General features: G+C 63.5%; 20 protein-coding genes. 9 read left to right on the forward strand and 11 right to left on the reverse strand.

Annotation, left to right across the window (positions count from 1 at the left end; translation table 11 throughout):
- Positions 1–3 precede the first annotated feature (3 nt).
- From flgK to ACGYK2_RS11855, 3 genes are all read right to left on the reverse strand, one after another.
- Complete coding sequence (gene flgK / locus ACGYK2_RS11845) at positions 4–1,419, reverse strand: flagellar hook-associated protein FlgK (RefSeq protein ID WP_271689279.1); 1,416 nt, start codon at positions 1,417–1,419, stop codon at positions 4–6.
- Positions 1,420–1,431: 12 nt separating this feature from the next.
- Positions 1,432–2,700, reverse strand: a complete 1,269-nt coding sequence (locus ACGYK2_RS11850; RefSeq protein WP_271689278.1) for a flagellar hook protein FlgE — start codon at positions 2,698–2,700, stop codon at positions 1,432–1,434.
- A 98-nt stretch (positions 2,701–2,798) separates the two neighbouring features.
- Complete coding sequence (locus ACGYK2_RS11855) at positions 2,799–4,523, reverse strand: hypothetical protein (RefSeq protein WP_394374299.1); 1,725 nt, start codon at positions 4,521–4,523, stop codon at positions 2,799–2,801.
- Positions 4,524–4,657: 134 nt separating this feature from the next.
- Here ACGYK2_RS11855 and flgF point away from each other — a divergent pair, with 134 nt between their 5' ends.
- From flgF to ACGYK2_RS11880, 5 genes are all read left to right on the forward strand, one after another.
- Positions 4,658–5,401 (forward strand): flagellar basal-body rod protein FlgF, encoded by a 744-nt coding sequence (gene flgF, locus ACGYK2_RS11860; protein WP_271689276.1) that lies wholly within the window; start codon positions 4,658–4,660, stop codon positions 5,399–5,401.
- A gap of 32 nt (positions 5,402–5,433) precedes the next feature.
- A complete protein-coding gene (gene flgG / locus ACGYK2_RS11865) occupies positions 5,434–6,219 on the forward strand; it encodes a flagellar basal-body rod protein FlgG (RefSeq protein WP_271689275.1) in 786 nt (261 codons plus the stop codon).
- Entirely contained in the window at positions 6,219–6,878 is a 660-nt protein-coding gene (gene flgA / locus ACGYK2_RS11870; RefSeq protein ID WP_271689274.1) for a flagellar basal body P-ring formation chaperone FlgA, read from the forward strand. The genes flgG and flgA overlap by 1 nt, the downstream gene beginning before the upstream one ends.
- A complete protein-coding gene (locus ACGYK2_RS11875; protein ID WP_271689273.1) occupies positions 6,875–7,645 on the forward strand; it encodes a flagellar basal body L-ring protein FlgH in 771 nt (256 codons plus the stop codon). Before flgA ends, ACGYK2_RS11875 begins: the two co-directional genes overlap by 4 nt.
- Positions 7,646–7,725: 80 nt before the next feature.
- A complete protein-coding gene (locus tag ACGYK2_RS11880; RefSeq protein WP_271689272.1) occupies positions 7,726–8,304 on the forward strand; it encodes a hypothetical protein in 579 nt (192 codons plus the stop codon).
- A gap of 19 nt (positions 8,305–8,323) precedes the next feature.
- Here the strand turns inward: ACGYK2_RS11880 and ACGYK2_RS11885 are convergent, their stop codons facing one another.
- From ACGYK2_RS11885 to ACGYK2_RS11910, 6 genes are all read right to left on the reverse strand, one after another.
- A complete protein-coding gene (locus tag ACGYK2_RS11885; RefSeq protein ID WP_067262400.1) occupies positions 8,324–8,992 on the reverse strand; it encodes a flagellar hook assembly protein FlgD in 669 nt (222 codons plus the stop codon).
- 11 nt (positions 8,993–9,003) lie between these two features.
- Complete coding sequence (locus ACGYK2_RS11890) at positions 9,004–10,350, reverse strand: flagellar hook-length control protein FliK (RefSeq protein WP_271689271.1); 1,347 nt, start codon at positions 10,348–10,350, stop codon at positions 9,004–9,006.
- A 53-nt stretch (positions 10,351–10,403) separates the two neighbouring features.
- Positions 10,404–11,033, reverse strand: a complete 630-nt coding sequence (locus ACGYK2_RS11895; RefSeq protein ID WP_271689270.1) for a hypothetical protein — start codon at positions 11,031–11,033, stop codon at positions 10,404–10,406.
- A gap of 276 nt (positions 11,034–11,309) precedes the next feature.
- Positions 11,310–12,239: a flagellar motor protein MotB gene (locus tag ACGYK2_RS11900; RefSeq protein WP_271689269.1), complete on the reverse strand. Its 930-nt coding sequence runs from the start codon at positions 12,237–12,239 to the stop codon at positions 11,310–11,312.
- A 43-nt stretch (positions 12,240–12,282) separates the two neighbouring features.
- On the reverse strand, positions 12,283–12,753 hold the full coding sequence (locus ACGYK2_RS11905; protein WP_067262409.1) for a MucR family transcriptional regulator: 471 nt from the start codon (positions 12,751–12,753) through the stop codon (positions 12,283–12,285).
- A 186-nt stretch (positions 12,754–12,939) separates the two neighbouring features.
- Positions 12,940–14,040: a hypothetical protein gene (locus ACGYK2_RS11910; protein WP_271689268.1), complete on the reverse strand. Its 1,101-nt coding sequence runs from the start codon at positions 14,038–14,040 to the stop codon at positions 12,940–12,942.
- A gap of 93 nt (positions 14,041–14,133) precedes the next feature.
- On the opposite strand from ACGYK2_RS11910, the gene motA reads away from it, so the two are divergent.
- From motA to ACGYK2_RS11930, 4 genes are all read left to right on the forward strand, one after another.
- Positions 14,134–15,000: a flagellar motor stator protein MotA gene (motA, locus tag ACGYK2_RS11915; RefSeq protein ID WP_067262415.1), complete on the forward strand. Its 867-nt coding sequence runs from the start codon at positions 14,134–14,136 to the stop codon at positions 14,998–15,000.
- The gene (locus ACGYK2_RS11920; RefSeq protein ID WP_271689267.1) at positions 14,997–15,254 is read left to right on the forward strand and encodes a hypothetical protein; all 258 of its coding nucleotides are present in this window, start codon (positions 14,997–14,999) and stop codon (positions 15,252–15,254) included. Before motA ends, ACGYK2_RS11920 begins: the two co-directional genes overlap by 4 nt.
- On the forward strand, positions 15,251–15,676 hold the full coding sequence (locus tag ACGYK2_RS11925) for a hypothetical protein (RefSeq protein ID WP_271689266.1): 426 nt from the start codon (positions 15,251–15,253) through the stop codon (positions 15,674–15,676). Before ACGYK2_RS11920 ends, ACGYK2_RS11925 begins: the two co-directional genes overlap by 4 nt.
- Before the next feature lie 184 nt (positions 15,677–15,860).
- A complete protein-coding gene (locus tag ACGYK2_RS11930; protein ID WP_271689265.1) occupies positions 15,861–16,199 on the forward strand; it encodes a peptidoglycan-binding protein in 339 nt (112 codons plus the stop codon).
- A gap of 30 nt (positions 16,200–16,229) precedes the next feature.
- Here the strand turns inward: ACGYK2_RS11930 and ACGYK2_RS11935 are convergent, their stop codons facing one another.
- Both ACGYK2_RS11935 and ACGYK2_RS11940 read right to left on the reverse strand, forming a co-directional pair.
- Entirely contained in the window at positions 16,230–17,147 is a 918-nt protein-coding gene (locus tag ACGYK2_RS11935) for an MYG1 family protein (RefSeq protein ID WP_271689264.1), read from the reverse strand.
- A 90-nt stretch (positions 17,148–17,237) separates the two neighbouring features.
- On the reverse strand, positions 17,238–18,320 hold the full coding sequence (locus ACGYK2_RS11940; protein WP_271689263.1) for an alpha/beta hydrolase: 1,083 nt from the start codon (positions 18,318–18,320) through the stop codon (positions 17,238–17,240).
- Positions 18,321–18,389: the final 69 nt, after the last annotated feature.

The following is an 18,389-nucleotide window of genomic DNA, read 5'->3' on the forward strand; positions in this document are numbered from 1 at the left end:
TCCTCACACGCTGGCCAAAAGGGTGTCGAGCATATCGCTCAGGCTGGTGAGCACCTGCGAATTCGCGCCATAGGCCTGTTCGATTTCCAGAAGCTTTTGCAATTCGGTGTCGACGTTCACGCCTTCGATGCTGCTGCGGTTGTCCTCGAAGGTGATGAGCCGCACGCGGGCCGTCTCGGCCTGCCCGTCCGCCCCGACCCGCAGCACATTTTGCTGACTGACCAGATCGGCGGCATAATCCCCCAAACGCGCATTGGTGCTGAGGCCCGTGGCCGCGTCAAAGGCCATGCCCGTCTCAAGCACGTCGACAAAGGCATTCAACTGCGTGGTGTCGCCCGGCTCTCCGGGGAATGTGGCACCGGCACCGTCGCGCAGCCGCCAAAGCGCACCGCCCTTGTCGGGCTGGACGCTGTCATTGAGCGCAAGCCGCCCGGCCAGCCCGTCCAACTGCGCCGGATCGAAAGCGCCGCCTGCATCGGTGAAAAGCCCCGGCTGCCCGGCCCCGAGGGAGGCATCTGCGGCCTCGAAACTCTGCACCAGCCCGCGGGCGAGTTCATCCAATTGCAGCTTCATCTGCGGCAGGTCATTGGCGATCAGCCCGCTCAGCCCCGCAAGGCGGCCACTGTCGGACCCGCGCGCGGTGGGGCTGTTTGGCGTGATGTCGATGTCCCCGGCCATCAGCCGCCCCGTCTCGGGGTTGGCGCTGAGCGGCACGGCGGTTTCGCCATGGACCAATTCCGTGCCGCCGGTGGTGTGCAGCGTCAGCGTTCCATCCGCTTCCCTACGGCTTTGGAAATCCATCTGACTGCCCAAAGCATCAAGGCGGCGGTTCATCTCATCCATCAGCCCGCTGGTGCCGGTGGGATCGGTCCCGGCAAGGGCCAGACGTTCGTTCAACGCAGCGATATCCGAGAGCGCCGCGTTTACCTCGGCCACGCTCGCCACCAGACTATCACCGGCCTGTGCGCGGCTGGCCTCAAGCCCGATGGCGGCCTCGTTGATGCTGTGCACCAAGGTCTCGCTGCGCGACAAAAGGTCGTTCTGCGCGGCGGGGTCGGAGGGGTTGTTGGCCAAAAGGTCGAGCCCCGCCTGAAACTCCGCCAAACGAGCGGCGGGGGAGACTTCATCGCCCGGCTCACCCAGAGTGATCAGATAGCTGCCGAGTATCTCACTGGTGGCAGAGGCCCGGCCCAATTCAGCCGAAGCATTCCGCGACATGCCCGCAAGGCGTTCATCGACCTGCCGCGCGATGCGCAGCTCCACCGTGCCACTTTGACCGTTGGTCGTGACCTGCGCGGCCTCGCGCCGGACGTAGCCTTCGGTTTGCGCATTGGCGATATTGCCCGCAACAAGGTTGGCGCGACCCTCTGTCGTGCTCAGCCCGCTGCGGGCAATGCTAAAGGCAGATGAGATGCTCATTCATGCACCGGGTTAGCGTTTGATGCTTAGCGTTTCACTCAGCATCTCATCGCTGGTGGTGATGATCTTGGCGCTGGAGGAATAGGCCCGCTGTGTCTGGATCAGGTCGGTCAACTCTTCCGCGATATCCACGTTGGAGCCTTCGAGCGCCCCGCTGTTGATGCTGCCGAGACCGTTCAACATCGGGTTGCCGATGCTCACCGCGCCGGAATCCCGGGTCGCCACATAGGCGTTGCCGTCGACCGAGCGCATCTGGTCAGGGTTGGCGACATTGGCAAGCGGCACTTGGAACAGCGCGCGGCGCTGGCCGTTGTCGAAGACGCCGTAAAGGATGCCGCTGTCGCTCATCTCGGCCCGTTCAAGGCTGCCGGTCTCGGTGCCGTCATCCGAAAAGGCCGGGGGTGTGTAATCGCCCGAGAATTGGGTCATCCCCTCAAAGGTGCCGGGCGCGCCGAAGTCGATCTCAAGCGGTTGGGGGGTGCCGCCGTTGTTGATTTGCAGGGTCACCACGCCGGTCGCGGGATCAATCGGCAGGGTGCCGGGCGTGTAGCTCGCCGGGCTACCTGCATTGACGCCGCTGTCGGTGAAATTCACCGTCGCATCGCCGTAGCTGTTGCCTGCCTCATCGCTGATGTTGACAGTCCATTCATTGGCCGTGGCCCCCGGTGTCCAAGACAGGTTCAGCGCATCGCTGCCGCCCAATTGGTTCACATAGCGCAGGGTGGATTCAAAGGCCGTGCCGGTGGTGCCAGCGCCGGTTTCCTGCGCGGGGACATTGCCCGAAACGCCAACGCGGGTGCTGGGCGTGCCTTGGACCTGATAGCTCGCCACATTGACGGTGCTGAGGTCATTGTAGCTGGTGCTGCTGACGCTGCCTGTGGCGCCGCTGGCATCCGTCGGAAAGCCCGAGAGGAAATAGCCCGCCGAGTTGCGCAGGTTGCCGTCCTGATCCGGGGTGAAGGAACCGGCGCGGGTCAGGTAGTAGTTTGATTCGACAGGATCGTTGGGGTTGCGCGAGACGACGAAGAAGCCGTCACCCTGCACCGCAAGATCGGTCGAGCGCCCCGTGCCCATGATATTGCCATTGGCCGAGATATCGGCGCGCACATCCGTCAGCACCCCCGCCTGCGTCGACCCGGTGTTCTGTGTTACGAATTCCGAGAAGGTCCGCCGGTAGCCCACGGTATTGGCGTTGGCGATATTGCTAGAGATATTCTGGACGCGGGAGGAGTTGGCCTGCAACCCGCTGACCCCGATCTGAAGGGCGCTTGTAATGCTCATGACTTGATCCTGCTCGTTCTTGTTATTCTTGACTTATACATGAGAAAGCCGATTCTTCATGACTAAAGCAAGAATAAAATTTGTATTTGATATTTATGTCACTGACTTTCCTTGACGTCCGTGACCTTGGTCACGGCATCTAGGATACGGTCCGCGCTCTCCATGCTCAGCCGCATCACGTCTGACCCCAGCGGCCCTTCTTCGGCAGGGCGCGTGCCCAGCCCCGTGGCGATCTCGGCCCAGCCGGGCAGGTCGGCCAGCGCGGGAAAGGCCGTGGCGGCCCTTGCGACCGTGGCACTGTCGCCCGCCTGATAGGCGGCGAGGGTCAGGCGCGTGGCATCGGCAAAGGCAAATTGCTGGGGGTGCGCCTCCCACATCTCAAGATAGGCGTGCCGCGCAGCGCCCCACTTGCCGGTCTCGTAGAGGGCCACCGCGCGGCTGCGGCGCAGGTCCATGTCTTGGGCGCGCAGGCGCAGGGCGGCGAGCTCATCCGAACGGCCCGCCTGCGCCAAGGCTTCGACCAAAAGCGCTTCGGCCTCGGCGCCCTGATCGTCGGCATAGCCGCTGAGCAGGTCCACTGCCGCATCCGCCTGCCCACCTGCCAAAAGCGCGCGCGCTTCGCCGCGCCGCAAGCGGGCCATAAGACTGGCATCGGGGGCAGTCGCCCCGCCCCGCTCCAAGGTCTGGGCCATTTCGCGCAGGGCGCGATACTCCCGCGCGGCAAGGGCGGTCATCCCGGTATCCAGCAGGCGTTGCGGCACGGCCATAGCATGGCCGACAAAACCCGGATCGAAACGCCAGCGGGCGCTGATACGGGTGTGCCCTTCAAGGAATGGCCCGAGGTCGATCTCCCCCGCCGCCCCCGCGGCATAGAAGGCACCGTAGATCGCCCGCGCCTGTGCGCGTAGCGCGTCGGTCTCTTCTTCAGGGGCGGTGCGCAGCAAATTATGCAGCGCCCACAAGGCGGTATCGGTGTCGCCCTGCTCTGCGGCGGCCTCCGCCAAAAGCTGCGCGCCTTCGCGCCCGAGGGCATCCCCGCTCCACATCCAGCGCGCGGTTTTCAGCAAAGACAGCGCGTCCTGCCCCGGCAGGGTCTCGGTCTCGCGCCCCATCCGGACCAAGGCCAGTCGCGCCCGTTGCGCATAGGCATCGCGGCCCTGTGCGGCTTGGACATAGCCTTCGAAAGCCATCAAAAGATCGCCCGAAACTTCGGAGGCGCGAGCCAGAAGGTAGCGATAGGCGGGGCCATCGCGCAGCTCGGCATGGTCGGGGAATTGCGCGGCCAATGCCTGCGCCACCTCCCAATCCTCGGCCTCCAGCGCCGCTTCGAGCAGGTCGGGCAGGACGGCGGCTTGAATGGCTGGCGACAGGTCGGCGAGGCTTTCCAAGGTGCGCGGCATCAAGCGGGCCGCCTCCTCCACCGCGCCAAGCCGGGCAAAGGCCGCTGCGCGCAGGGCCTGCCCCTGCCCCCAGCCGACGGACCATGACACCGCCTGCCCCAGATCGCCACCCGCGCCCCCGCCGAGCAGAGCGAGCGCGAGGCTCAGGGTCCGGTGCCGCCGCGCCGCGTCGCCGGTGAGGGTTTCGGCGTCGAGCGCTTCCAGAAAGCCAGCCGCCTCGGGGCGCATCATCCAAGCAAGGTGCAATTCCGCCAGCCCCAGCAACACCTCGGTCCGCGCAGGATCCTCCGGCGCAGAGACCTCTGCCAGCTGCGTCATCAATGCTTCGCGCGTGGCGAGAAAGTCCTGCTCCCCCTGCTCGGCCAAGGATAGAGGCGCAAAGACAGCACCCTCCTCCGCCGTCGCGGCCGGGGCCAGGAGCAAAGACAGGCCAAGAACAATGTTGTGCAGATGCTTCATTATATGAATAGATGCACTTTATTCTTGTAAAGATCCATTCTTTATTTCACACTGATCTTCATAATGTCACGCCATCCTTGCCCAAACTGAGGCCCGTTATGACGGAAACCAGCCATATCAGCATGTCGCTGGCGACTTCCCTCCAGCGCCAACTGGACATCACCGCCAACAATATCGCCAACGCCAGCACCGCGGGCTACAAGGGCGAACATGTGGTGTTCGAGGCGCTGTTGCAGGACAACACTGCGCTTGGCGACGATCAGGCGGCTTTTGTCAGCGATACCGGCTCCTACATCGACACCCGCCCCGGCGCGCTGTCGCAGACCGGCAACCCGCTGGACGTGGCGCTGCATGGCGAGGGATGGTTCAGCTATCAAACCGCTGACGGGCAGCAGGCCTTTGGCCGTGATGGCAGCTTTGCGATCGACCCTGAGGGCAATCTGACCCTGCTATCGGGGGCAAAAGTGCTCGACGCGGGCGGTGCGCCGATCCAACTGCCCCCTGCGGGCATGGGCGATATCAACATTTCCGAGGATGGCACCATTTCGGGCAGTGAGACCGGACCGCTGGGGCGGATCGGCGTTTTCAACATCCCTGAAATCCAAAGCTACAAGCGCCTTGGCGGCGGCATGCTCGTCGCCCCCGACGGGGCCGCCAAACCGGGCGTGGCCGAAGCCGTGCAGGTGCGCCAAGGCACGCTGGAGCTTAGCAACGTGAACCCGGTGCGTGAGATGACGCGGCTGATCGACGTGCAGCGCGCCTATGAGCGCACCAACACCATGATGGGCAATGCGGACGACCTGCGCCGCGACTCGCTCAAACGGATCGCGCAGGCGGTCTGACCCGGCATCCGTAGAACGGAAGGAACGAGACAATGAAGGCACTCAGCATCGCCGCGACCGGCATGATGGCGCAGCAGACCAATGTCGATGTGATCTCGAACAACATCGCCAACGCGAACACCACCGGGTTCAAGGCCAGCCGCGCCGCCTTTCAAGACCTGATCTATCAATCCATGCAGCGCGAAGGCGCCGTCACCTCGGAGGCCGGATCGACCCGCCCCGTGGGCATCGACATTGGCATGGGCGTGCAGACAGCCGGCACCGTGCGGCTGAACACCCAAGGCGGCATGGTGGCCACGGAAAACCAGCTTAACGTCGCCATTGACGGGCGCGGCTATTTCTCGGTCACGCTGCCCGATGGCGGCACCGCCTATACCCGCGACGGGTCGTTCCAACTCTCCCCCGAGGGTGAGATCGTCACCATGCAGGGCTACCGCGTCGAGCCGGGCATGGTCGTGCCGGAAAACACCACAGCGGTCGAGATCAACGAACAGGGCGTCGTCATGGCCTATGTTGAGAATGATCCCGTGCCGGTGGAGCTTGGCCAGTTCAACCTGACCACCTTCGTGAACGAGCCGGGGATGCGTCCGGTGGGCAACAACTTCCTGCTGGCGACCGAAGCCTCGGGCGAGGCGCAGGTGGTGAACCCGGGCGACCCGGGCGCGGGGATGATCCGTCAGGGCTATCTTGAGGCGTCCAACGTGAATGCCATCCAGCAGATCACCGATCTGATCTCGGCGCAGCGCGCCTATGAGATGAACTCCAAATCAATCGAGACCGCAGACCAGATGCTCTCGGCTGCGAACCAAATCCGCTAATGCGACGGCTCGCCGCCCTCTTCCTTGGCCTGATGGCGCTGACGGGCCCTGCCCTTTCGGCGCCCATCGGCGTGTTGGTCGAGGAACGCGCGCGGGTGGACTACGCCGACAGCCTGCCGCAAGAGGGCGCCTTCGAGATCACGGTCAAGGACGCCCCCGCCGAAGAGGTACTGACGCTGGCCGAGTTCTGGATGGACCCGCGCAGCGGCAAGTTTCTGGCCAATGCGGTGCTTGAGACGGGCGAGGTGCAGCGCATCGCGGGCTACGCCCTTGTCACCATGCCGGTCCCTGTGCCCATCACCCGCCTGCTGCCCGATGACATCATCATGGAAGACGACCTGACCGTTATGCGCCTGCCCGTGGGCCGGATCGGCGCCTATGTGATGACGGATATGGAAGAGGTCGTCGGCAAACAGGTGCGCCGCGTGCTGACGCCGGGGCGGCCCATTCAGACGCAGTCCATCATTCAGCCGCTGGTCATCAACCGGGGCGAGCGGGTGGAGATCTATTTCAGCGACGGGCTTCTGGCCCTCTCCTCCCCCGGGCGCGCGCTTGATGACGCGCATGAGGGGCAGGAAATCCGTATCGTGAACCTTGTCAGCAACAAAACGGTCACCGGCATCGCCACCGGCGAAGGGACCGTGGAGATCATTCGATGACCACCGCTTTCGCGCGCCCCTCCGCCTTGATGCTCGGCGCCGCCCTTGCCCTGTCCGCCTGCGATACCGCCGATCATTTCGACCGCGATCCGCAGCCCTCCCCGATTGTGGTGGATGGCCAAGCAATCCCCGAGGTCGCCCGCGTGCAGGTGCCGATGCCCGCCGTCGCGATGGAGCCGCCCCGGCGCGGCAGTGCGAAAGCCTCGCTGTTCTCGGCCCGCAGCGAAGCGCTGTTTGCCGACCAGCGCGCCGATGATATTGGTGATATCGTCACCGTCGTGATCTCCATCGACGACCGCGCGCAACTGCGCAACTCGACCGACCGGGAACGTGAGGGTGCAAGCTCCATCGGTTTCCCGACATTCTTTGGCTATGGCGCGAAAATTGCCGCAATTCTGCCCGGAATCAGCGCGGCAGACCTGCCGAGCGGCGATATCGTCGAGGTCGGATCGGCCTCTGAGGCCAGCGGCTCTGGCGCTATTTCCCGCAACGAACAGATCGAACTCAAAGTCGCGGCATTGGTGATCGACAAACTGCCAAACGGCACGCTCGTCGTCGCCGGACGTCAAGAAATACTGGTTAATCAGGAGCTGCGCGAGCTGCGCATGGCCGGGATCGTGCGCCCTGCCGACATCCGCGATGACAACACCATTTCTTACGACAAGATCGCCGAGGCCCGCATCGCCTATGGCGGCAGAGGCACGCTGTCGCGCGCGCAAGAGCGCAGCTACGGCGAAGACGCGATGGATGTGATCCTGCCCTATTAATCCCTGACTTGGTCACAAAGTGAGACCATTGCCGTCGCAATCGACCGTTAAACCTGACGAAAGCTCAGGAAAGGTCGAACATGAAAAAGGCAGCAATCGCATTCGTAGCACTCCCCTTGCTTTGCATGGGTGCAGGCTATGGCGCCGGTCTGGCCCTCGCCCCTGCCCCAGCCGAAGCGGCGGGGACAAAGAGTGATGACAAGACCGCCTATGACGCAAAGGAGACGGCAAAGGACGCCGCCCATGCGCCCGAGAAAGACGCCCATGGCGATAAAGGTGAGAAATCCGCCAAGGGCGATGATCACGCGCCGATGGACAGTTATGAACTGGCCAAGGACCGCACGGTGGTGCGCCTTGGGCAGATGACGATCCCTGTGGAGAAGACCAACAGCGTCTCTTATGTGGTCGCGGATTTCGCGCTCAAGATGGGGTCACTGGAATTGGCCGAACGCTACCGCCGCGTGGAAGACGCGACGCGGATGCGCGATTCGCTCTTGCAGGCGATGAACCTAGCCGCCGAAAGCACCGTGCTGCGCGGCGTGGCGATCGACAGCGAAGCCCTGTCGCGGCTGCTGCGGGATCTGATCAGCAAAGAGCATAAGGGCGTCGATGATGTGATGTTCGTATCGCTCTACAAACAAGATGTGGCGCGGCTCTGACACGCGCCACTGCGCTGGCTTAGAGAACCGAACGCACCACGTTCGACAGCACGGATTCTCCGTTATCCAGTTCCAACTCCGGCCCGTAGGCGGTGAAGTTCACCCGCGTCACCTCGGACCGGGTCAGCGGGGTGACGCCTACATCGTTGCCCTCGGCATCCGTCGCCGTGATCTCAACCCGGAAGGTATCGGGCGGCACCGGCAGGCCCACGGAATCGAGGCGGTTCCACTCCACGTCGATCACCTCCCCTTCGGCGGTGGAGGGGCCGGGCATCTCGCGGATCAGGGTGCCGTCTTCGGAGAAGATCCGAACGGTTACCTCCTCCGCCCCGGCGTTGAGCTGGTAGCTCAGCGGGAATTCATCTTCGGTCATGCGCACTTGGGTCGAGGGCACCAGCACGTCGCGCCCGATCAATTGCAGGTCCGACATTGCACCCACGGTGGAAAGCATGGTCGAGATTTGCTCAAGGCTCGCGTTGGTGGCGATGCTCTGCTCCACTTGGGTCAACTGCGCCAATTGCGAGACAAACTGCGTCGAATCCACCGGGTTCAGCGGGTCTTGATTCGAAATCTGCGCCGTCAGCAGGGTGAGAAAGCTGTTGTAGCTTTCCTGAAGCTCAGCGGATGAGGTCGCCGCCGCCGAAGTGTTGGCGGTGCTCAGGGTGCTGGCTGTGGTCGCGTCGATCATGGTCTCGCCTTTCAGGTGAGGATATCTAGCTGCCCGGCACCAAGGCGCGGGCTGGGGGTCTGGGCCGTGGGCGCGGCGTCACCGCCCTGCGCATCATCGGCCTGTGCTGTGGTCTGGGTGAACGCAGGGCCCTGTTGCTGCCCGCCATTGCGGCCCCGGTCGCCGAAAGTCTGGAAATCGAGGTCCGCATTCTCGGCGCTGATGCCGCGCGATTGCAGCGCGTCCAGCAGTTGCTCACGGTCTTGCCGCAGCATGTTCAGGACCGAGGCGCTTTCGGTGGTCATGGCGATTTGCATGCGCCCCGCCTCACTGCGCACAACCTCGATCTCGATCTCGCCCATACCGTAGGGGGAGAGCGAGAAACGCAGCTTGTTGTCCGCCGTATCAAGGCTGCGGATCTGTTGGCTGACGTGCTGGCGAAGCTGCTCTTCCGGCGCGGCGGCCGGGTTCGGCGCGGGGGCCGGTGTGGGCTGCGGCGGGCTGAGGCGTAACCCCTCGCTTTGCGGTGCCTGCGGCGCGGTCAAAGCGGCGACCTCACGCAGGACGGCCTCCGCGGCAGGTGCATTTGTGCCGGGCTGGGCTACCTTGGCGGCATCGACAGCGGCGCTGAAACGCTCGGCGGCAGCGGTGAGGCGCGGGTCCGCGGCTTCAATGCTCAAGTCCACCTTCGCGGCGGTGGTTGCGCTGGCCTCGGCCTTCGCGGCGAGGGGTGGTTCTGTCGCCCCCACGGTGGCGGCTCTCGGGGCTGGTGCCTCACTAGACATGACCGTTTGAAACCCGCTCTGTTCGGCAGGGCCTTCGGCCTGCAACACCGGCGCGCCCCCTTCGGAGGCCATCACGCGGGCCCCCTGCTGGGCCTGCCCCATGGCCATACGTCCCACAACCGGCAGCGCCGCCGAGGCGATGCTTAATTGGCTCGCAGGGGTGGGCAGGCGCAGGGCACCGGCGATCCTCTCTTCCCAAGCGGCCTCAAGGCTGGGGTCATCCAACTGCGCCACCGCCTCCAGCGCACCGAGGTTTTCGGGCGGCGCTTCGCCCAAGGCTTCGGCAAATGCGGCAAGGGCGGCTTTCGGGGTGATTTGCTGGCTGGTCTCCTCCAACCCGGCGAGGGTGTGATCCATCAGGGCAATCAACCCCTCCGCCGTCTCAAGGTCGATGTCGTCGGGCAGCGGATCGGGGGCGGCTTCCACCTCTGGCGCGGCGGCTTGCAGGTCTTGGCCCTGCGCCTCCGACCCGCCCCCCTGCCCGGCCAACCCCTGCATCAGGGCGGCAAAGCCTTCGGCAGCCCCCTTCTCCGAGGGCTGCCCGAGACCTGCGGCATTCGGCACCGCAGGTGCTGCCTGAAGTTGAGTGATCATCTGACGTCCTCCAACTTGGGATCCACGGCGGGATTCCGAAGGCTCTTGTAGGATCAGGAGATCCGCACGTTCCCGCGCTGATCTTCAAAAGCGCGGCGTGCGCTGCGGGCCTCAACGAGGGCTTTGAGCCGCAGGGTCCAGTGGTTAAGGGTCACGGGCGTCTCTGTCCCGGTCAGCGCACGAAGCGAAATCTGCGCGCCCTCGGCAGGGGCTGCAAAGACCGAATGACTGTCGACCGGACGGCCCCAGTACTGCCCCAAAACCGCGCTCAGCCCCATGCGGAAAGCCGCAGGCTCAAGCCCCAGCTTGAGCAGCTCATCCGCCTCGGCGGCGTGATGGTAGGCCTGCCCCAAAGCGTGCAGAACGCTGTCTTCGTCCATCATCGGGAACAGGCCGCGCCCGATGATCCCGATCAGCACTTCGCCCACCAGCGCACCGGCGGCTTGGGAAATATTGGTGAAATTGTCGCTTTTGCGAATAACTACGAGAGAACCATAAGGCACATCGGCGTCGAGTTCTTCGGCAAGGATATCGCCAAGGCAAATGCCCGGGATCGGTTCGATGCAATCTGGCATTGCCACCGGATGACCGGCCCAATCCTGCATCTCGAAGACCGAAGCTTGAACCGGAATCAGCGCCCGGATCAGCATGTTGAAATGACGGCCATCGGCCGATGAATCCATGTGGCAGGCACCCTTCCAGATGCCACCTATAAGTGAGTTTACCTGCATTTCCGCCTCGTTCAGGACGTTCTGTCCATGGTTTATCCGGGCGATTTTTAAAGGTTTTTTAGGTGCCCGGTGCTCGATTATTACATAAGGTCTAGATCGCAAGACCTTGACCGTCAACAATTTTACAAGACCGTGCCATTTTTTTGGGAATCAGCGGCAGGGATGTCGCACTTTTGCCAAGGCCGGAAATCTCGCACAACCGGGCCGATAGAGCCTTGAAAACAAGGTCTACTCGGCTTGATAGACCAAGCGAATTGAGATGCGACGGTTTTCCGGGGCCAAGGGATCGACCGTGTTGATCGGTTGCGTGTCGGCCACACCCGACACCCGCATAAAGCGCGCCCCGGCAATGCCCGCGGCCATCAGCGTGCGGCGCGTGGCATTGGCGCGGTCTGCCGAAAGCTCCCAATTCGTGTAGCCATTGTTCGCGCCAAAAGCGGCGGCATCGGTATGGCCCACAATCTCGACCGGCTGGTTCTGTTCGGCGATCACATCGCCGATGGCCAGCAGCAGCTCGCGGGTCTTCGGGGTTACCTCGGCGCTGCCCCGCGCAAAGAGCGACCGTTCATCTTGGTCCAAGACCTGAACCGTCAGCGCCCCGTTCGATTTCTCAAGCCGGACATTGCGCGCCAGATCGTTCAAAGCGGTGTCAGAGGTGATCCGCTCGGCGATGTCCTCGGCCATGCGGTCGATCTCGAATTGGCGGCGCTCGGATTCCTCGATCGCGGCCAGCGTGGCGGGATCGGCGGGCGCCACAGGCTCGGGCGCTTCGGCGTATTCCACGACCACTTCCGCCGGTTTGTCGCGCAGGCGGCTGTCGAAGACCATCATCGGATTGTCACGGCCAAAGGTCGGCTTTTGCACATTGCCGGTGTTGTCGACCGCGCCGGTCATCACCCCTGCGGCCATCAGCGGGCGCAGGTCCGCCGCCGCATCCGAGGAAGAACCGCCGTCCGACACTGTGGGGGTAAAGTAATTGGCCAGCCCGCGCAGCTTTTCCTCATCCGAGGCGGCGAGGATCCACAGCAGCAGGAAAAACGCCATCATCGCGGTCATGAAGTCCGCATAGGCCACCTTCCAACCGCCGCCGTGGTGGGCGTGGCCGCCCTCCGCGTCGTAGCGCTTGATGATGATCATCGCGTTCTTCTTGTCAGCCATCACGCGGCCTCCCGATTACGCAAGACCGGGCACGGGGGCCAGATCAGGAAAGCTCTGCGTTGTTGTCCGACTTGTCGCGGCTGTACTTGCCCAGACCTGCGCGTTTGGCGTATTCGGCCTTGCGCTTGGAATAGCTCGGCGCGACCAGCGGCGTGTCGGCAGGCAGGTTGAACATCACGCGGTATTCCGCTTCCGTCAGCCCATGTTCGGCCCCGAGGTGACGTTTCAGCATTTTGAACCCCTTGCCGCAGCACAGGCAAAAAATCGTGTCTTCGGTCATCGGCTGCTCGCCCGGTGCGGCGGTCATGCCCTGCGCCTTGGGCGCGACGGGAGCCACGGCGGCGGCGGGGATATTGGCCAATGCGGTGGCCGGAGCCTCAGCGGGGGTCGCGCGCAGACGCTCGACCAAGGTCAGGATATCGTCGATGGTCACGTCGCTGCGGCTGGCGAACCCCGAAACGATGGTCGCAATCGCGGTATCGCTCAGATTCTGCTTGGGGGGTACATTAGGCATGAAGCAACTTCCTTGTTAAGTTAATCTTGCCTTCTGCAAGGTTCGCGAAGCATTCAAAGAGCGCTTCGCAAGGGACGCAGCAAAGATAAATAATTCTTCGCCGTTTATTCTTATCACGATTCGAATTGTATTTGGAACCCGCGCAAGCATTGGCAAGCACTTTTTCGCCATATCGTGCGGAATGCATCACGGCTCCATCTGCGCGACGGTCTTGAAGATCGCGCTTTTCGGGGCCGGATCGGGAGGCACGTCATTTCCGGTGGTCTGGGCGATGATCGTGCTGAACAGACCGGTCACCCCCAGCCCTGCCACCGCGATCAGCGGCACATGCAGGGACTTCCACAGGCTCTTGCGGGGCGCGGGCGGCTGCGGCGCCAATGCGGCGGGGTCGAGCAACTCAGGCTCGGGCGCCGGGGGCACCTCGATCGGCGCGCCGAACTCGACAAAGATGCCGCGCGGCATGACGGCCACCTTCACTTCGCGCCGCGCGCAGCTGTCGCTAAAGCCTGCGGGGAAAAGCTCAGCCGGAATATCGATCACCATGTCATCCTTGGGCCGCCACTCTGCCGCCAGCGTGTCACGGGGGATATAAACCGATGCGAAATCATCCCGAAAAGCGATGTCACGCACCAAGGTCGGCACCATGGGCAGCGGCTGTTCCGGGTTGGAGGCGATTCGCATCCGCCCCCCGGCGAGCCACATCTCAAGACGGACATAGAAACACTCCCCCGGCTGAACCTCGGCAGAGGGCATATAGCCTTCGGGCGGCCCCGAGCGCAGCTTGCGCCGCTTGCGGTTGCCGATAGGGAAGATCTTGTTGGTGCTGACGCGCTGAAACTGGTCCAATTCGGGCCGCTGGCGCATCAACTCGTCGAAATCCAACCCCTCTTCGCGGGCGAAATTGTAGTTGATCAGATAATCCGCCGCGGTTTCCTCAAGCGTTTTGCTGTCCTGAATGGCCTTCAACAGCGCGTTTTCCTCAGAGAACAGCAGCCTACGGCAGGGATGCCCCTCAATCTCTGGACTGACGGCAAAGCTGCCCACGGGACGGTCGAGGATATCCGCCACCCGGTCGAAAACTGCATGTTCTTCGTCATTGTGAAAGACCACGAACTCGCAAAGACCGGCGGCATCCATGCACAGCAGCAGCCGCATCTCTTCGGGCCAGCCCGGCACGAGCACCGAAAGCTCGGAGGGATCGACGAAATAGGCGAAGGCATCGGGCTCTTGCAGAGCGTCGACATCACCCTTCAACTCTTCTTTGACCGAAAAACCACTATTCATCATAGAAACCCAAGTTCTTTCCCAGATAATACTTGTATAGACCTATTCGCTCAAGGATAAAGTAAGAATAGTTTCTTTTTGGAGGCGTGTGCAGCAATGACACTCTTGCTTGGTCTTGTAATGGTCTTCGGTCTGGTCTTTGGCGGCTTCATGCTGTCGGGGGGCAATATGGACATCGTCCTGCACGCCCTCCCCTACGAGGGCATGATGATCGGCGGCGCCTCTCTGGGGGCCTTCGTGATCGCCAACTCCTTTTCGGTGGTGAAGTCTTCGCTGGCCGGGGTGATGCGGGTGATCAAGGGGCCGCGCTGGAAGGCGGCGGATTACAACGATCTGCTGGCGCTGATGTTCGAACTAGCACGTCTTTATAAGACCAAGGGCATCGTCGCGATGGACGAGCATATCGAAAACCCCGAAGCGAGCCCGATCTTTCAACGCTACCCCAAGCTGATGAAGGACCATTTCCTGACCGACCTCATCGCCGATAGCTTTCGCATGATGTCGATGCAGTTCGACGACCGCTTCCAGATGGAAGACGTGTTGAACCGCAAGATCAAAAAGCACCACCACGAGGCGCTCGTTTCGGCCCGCGCGATCCAGAGCATGGCGGACGGCCTGCCCGCCATCGGCATCGTCGCGGCGGTTCTGGGGGTGATCAAAACCATGTCGTCGATCGACAAGCCGCCAGAGATCCTTGGCGCGATGATCGGCGGCGCATTGGTCGGCACTTTCCTTGGGGTTTTCCTTGCCTATTGTATGGTCCAGCCCATCGCAGGCCGGTTGGAGCAGATCGAGGAAGAAGACGGCGCGATGTATACGGTGATCCGTGATGTCATCGTGGCCATCGTGGCGGGCCATCCGCCCAGCATCTGCATTGAATTGGGCCGCGGCAACATCCCCACGACGAAACAGCCGAACTTCTCCGCCGTGGAGGCCTCGCAGCGCGAACTGCCTGCGGTATGATGCGCCCCCTGCCCCTGATCGCGCTGATCGCGCTCCTTGCCGGGCCGGGGCTGGCGGCAGGACCGGCCAAGGAAAAAGACGCGGAAGAGGTCGACAAGACCGCCGAAGCAGAGGCCCGGCTGCCCAATTCCATGCGCCGCCACGGTGTCATCGGCCATGTCCCCCCAATGGAGGGGCTACCGCTGCTCGACGCCGAGGTGCTGGAACGGATGCGTGAGCGGCTCATCGTTCTGTTACAGGGCGCAGAGCAGTGAAGCCAAAGCGCGGCGACGGGCTGGCCGTGCTCTCGCGGCTGAAACGCTTTGAGATGGAGAATGTCGCGCTGGAGATGGCCGAGGTGAACCGCGCGCTGACCCAGATCGAAAACGAACGCCACAGCCTGATGGAGCAGCTCAACGACCGCGGCGATCCCGATGCGGTGGAATCGACGCGGGTGGTCTCGGCCTTTATTCGCAACGTCTCGGAAACCATCCACCGCAAAGAGGCCGAGGCCGAGCGGCTGCGCGCCGACAGCGCGGGCATCCACGACAGGCTGAACGGGCTTTTCGCCGAGGCCAAGCGCATCGACCTGATCCGCAACCGCCGCGCCGAGGCCCGCAGGCATGCCCTGCAAGAAGCCGAGACCGCCGCCCAAGCTGAAGGGTTTCTGTCGATCTGGCTGGACGATCAACGATAATTACACGGCCATATCCAATTACGGGAACTATTTTCGCAAATTCCCCTAAATAGCGAATACCGGACAAGAAAAAACCGCAATTCGATTCCATCAAAGCCCCATTGAAAATGCCGCCCTGGGGAGGGGGGGCGCCGAGGCCAACGCGTTTGTATTCCGGCTTCGGTATAGTTTGAGAGGATTTACGATGAAGCGAAGAGGATTTTTCACCGCCGCCGCGATCGGTGCCGCGTCTTTGAGCGTCAGCCCGCTCTGCGCGCAATCGGCGGAGGTGACCCTTGCCGAGGTGCGCGCCCTGTTCCAAAGCCGCGACCTTGGTGCGCGCCGGATGGTGCAGGACAGCCTGAAACACGAGGGCTATTACAAGGGGGCCATCGACGGCGCATGGGGGCCGGGGACCGAAGCCGCTTTTCGCGCGCTCATGGCCTCCGACCGCTACCAACGCCACGCGCCGACATGGACATTCGCCCATGAGGTTCAGGTCAGCGAAACGATGTTCTTCCTGACCTCCCACGCCTATATGTGAGTGCTGCCGGGGCCCTTTCGGGCCTCGGCCTTACCCCGCCTCCGCGACCGCCAGCTCGGCCATGCGCAGCGCCGCGTCGCGATTTGCCGCCACGGCGATGAACCGCGCGTTGTGACAGAATTTCGCCCCCGGCACGCCGCTTGCGGCCTCCAATTCGGCATCCGTTAGCCCGGCCCAAGCCTCGGGCAGATCGGCGCGGGCCTCGAAACTATCGCCGCTTTTGCGGATCGTGGTCAGGGCCCAATCCTCTCCGCGCGGATGCACGACGAAGAGCAGGTGATCGGCCCCGGCCTTTTCCACCGCCGACCGGAAGGGCATGCCCGTGGGCAGTTCCAAGACGCGCCCGCTGCCTGCCGCCTCAATCGCCTGCATCACCATCGCCTCGGCCCGGCGTTTGGCGGCCTTGCCCTTGATCGCGGCTTCGACAAAGGCCCGCGCGACAGGTAGGGCGGTCATGAAGGCGCGGTCGTCGGCATCCTCATCACGTTCGTCGAAAACGGGCTTTAGCGTCTCCAAGAGCACCGGCAGGGTCATGCCCGCCAGCGGCCCCGCGACCGAGGGTTCAAGCGCGCCATTGTCGATCAGGTCGACCGGCAGCACAAAGCCCTGATCGAAACTGTGGTGGATATCCTCCACATCCGCCTCGCGCACGTCGAAGCTGAGCAGATAGTCTCGGCCATAGTGCTGCCAGATCAGCCCGAAAGAGCTGAAGGGCTGGCCATCCTCGCGCAGCGGTCCGGGGCGCTGGTGATGGTCAAAGATCAGCGCTTCGGCGTCATAATCGCGGCCCACGTCATAGATGATCCGCCCCGCGCCGGGGGTGATCCACGCGGCATCGCGGCTGCGTACCAACGTCGCCTCCGGGTAGAGCCGCGTCAGGATGACGGAAGATAAAAGCTCATCCGCGTGAAAGCCGCCCGAATGGGTGACGAGATGGGTGATGGTCATGTGGGTGGCTCCGCTGCGGCTGGGGAAATCGGTCAATGGTGGCTTGCGCCCCCATACTGCGCGGCGCAGGCCAAGTGCAAGCCGCCCGCCCTAGCGCGACAGCGCGACCAGCGTCGCCGAGACGGGGTCGAGGATGAAGGCCCCCACCTGCGCCCGGGCCTGCGCCAACCCATCGCGCCGTTCCGGCATCAACTGCACGAGAGAGGCAAAGCGGTTGTGATGCGTGCCGTCCACCGCGCCGATGGCCGAGATATCGACCAGCAAAACGCCATAGCGTTTGGCCAGCGCCTGCACCGCCGGGGAGCTGGCACTTGTGCGCCCGATCCGAGGACGCGCCCCGGCAAGCCCCGCCGAAATGCGCAGCGCCCGGTCGTCCGGCGCCACAAGGATGGCCATGGGCGGATCGAGCGGCCCGATGACCTCGACCTGTTTGCGAAAGACATCCACGTCGATGTCGGGCGCTGCGAGGACCACATCGCTCAGCCGCGCGATCACCGCATCCTGCCCCGACAGGCGCAACTGCCGCAGCGCCTCCACCACCAGCCAACCGCCCATGCTGTGGCCGAAAAGCGTGATCTCGCCCACGTCGGGATCGGCGGCGAGGGTGCCGAGCATGGCGGCGAGTTCATCGCGCGAATAGGCCGCCGCGTCCTTATCCGCGACATAGCCCACCACCGTCCCGGCAGAGGGCCAAGCGAAGAGGATCGGCTGTTCGGGCAAATGCCCATCCGCCGTCACCTGCGCCAAACGAAAGAGGGATTCCGGGAAGGTCTGGTTGTAGCCATGTACGAAGACCATGACATCCTGCCGCGCCCGGCCCGAGCGGCGGATATCGAGCCCCGGCAGCGGATCGCGCGCCGTCACCGCAAAGCTGCGGCGCGGGTCGGGCTTCTCATTGGGCCATTCGATCTTGCTGGCCTCATGGTCTGGCGGGATGGCGATGGTGAACCGCTCGTAATTCAGTGCCCGCGCGCGGGCGTCGGTATAGGAGCCGGTCTGCGGATCGCGCCCGCGGGTCGAGGCCACGGTGATCGCCAAACTCTGCGCAGCTTCGGCCTCGGGCACCACCGTCAAAGTCTCCCCGCCCGGGCGCGGTGCGCAGGCCGACAGCAAGACCACCGCAACCGCGCAGAGCGTCTGTAGCCCCCGGCCCCCAATCCCATGTCCCTGCATATCGCCCCCCCGGCCCTTCGTTCGGCGCAGTTCTAGCCCAATTGGCCCATAAAGTCATAGACGAAAGGC

Source organism: Sulfitobacter sp. 1A10359 (assembly GCF_043558145.1).
GTDB lineage: Bacteria > Pseudomonadota > Alphaproteobacteria > Rhodobacterales > Rhodobacteraceae > Sulfitobacter > Sulfitobacter faviae.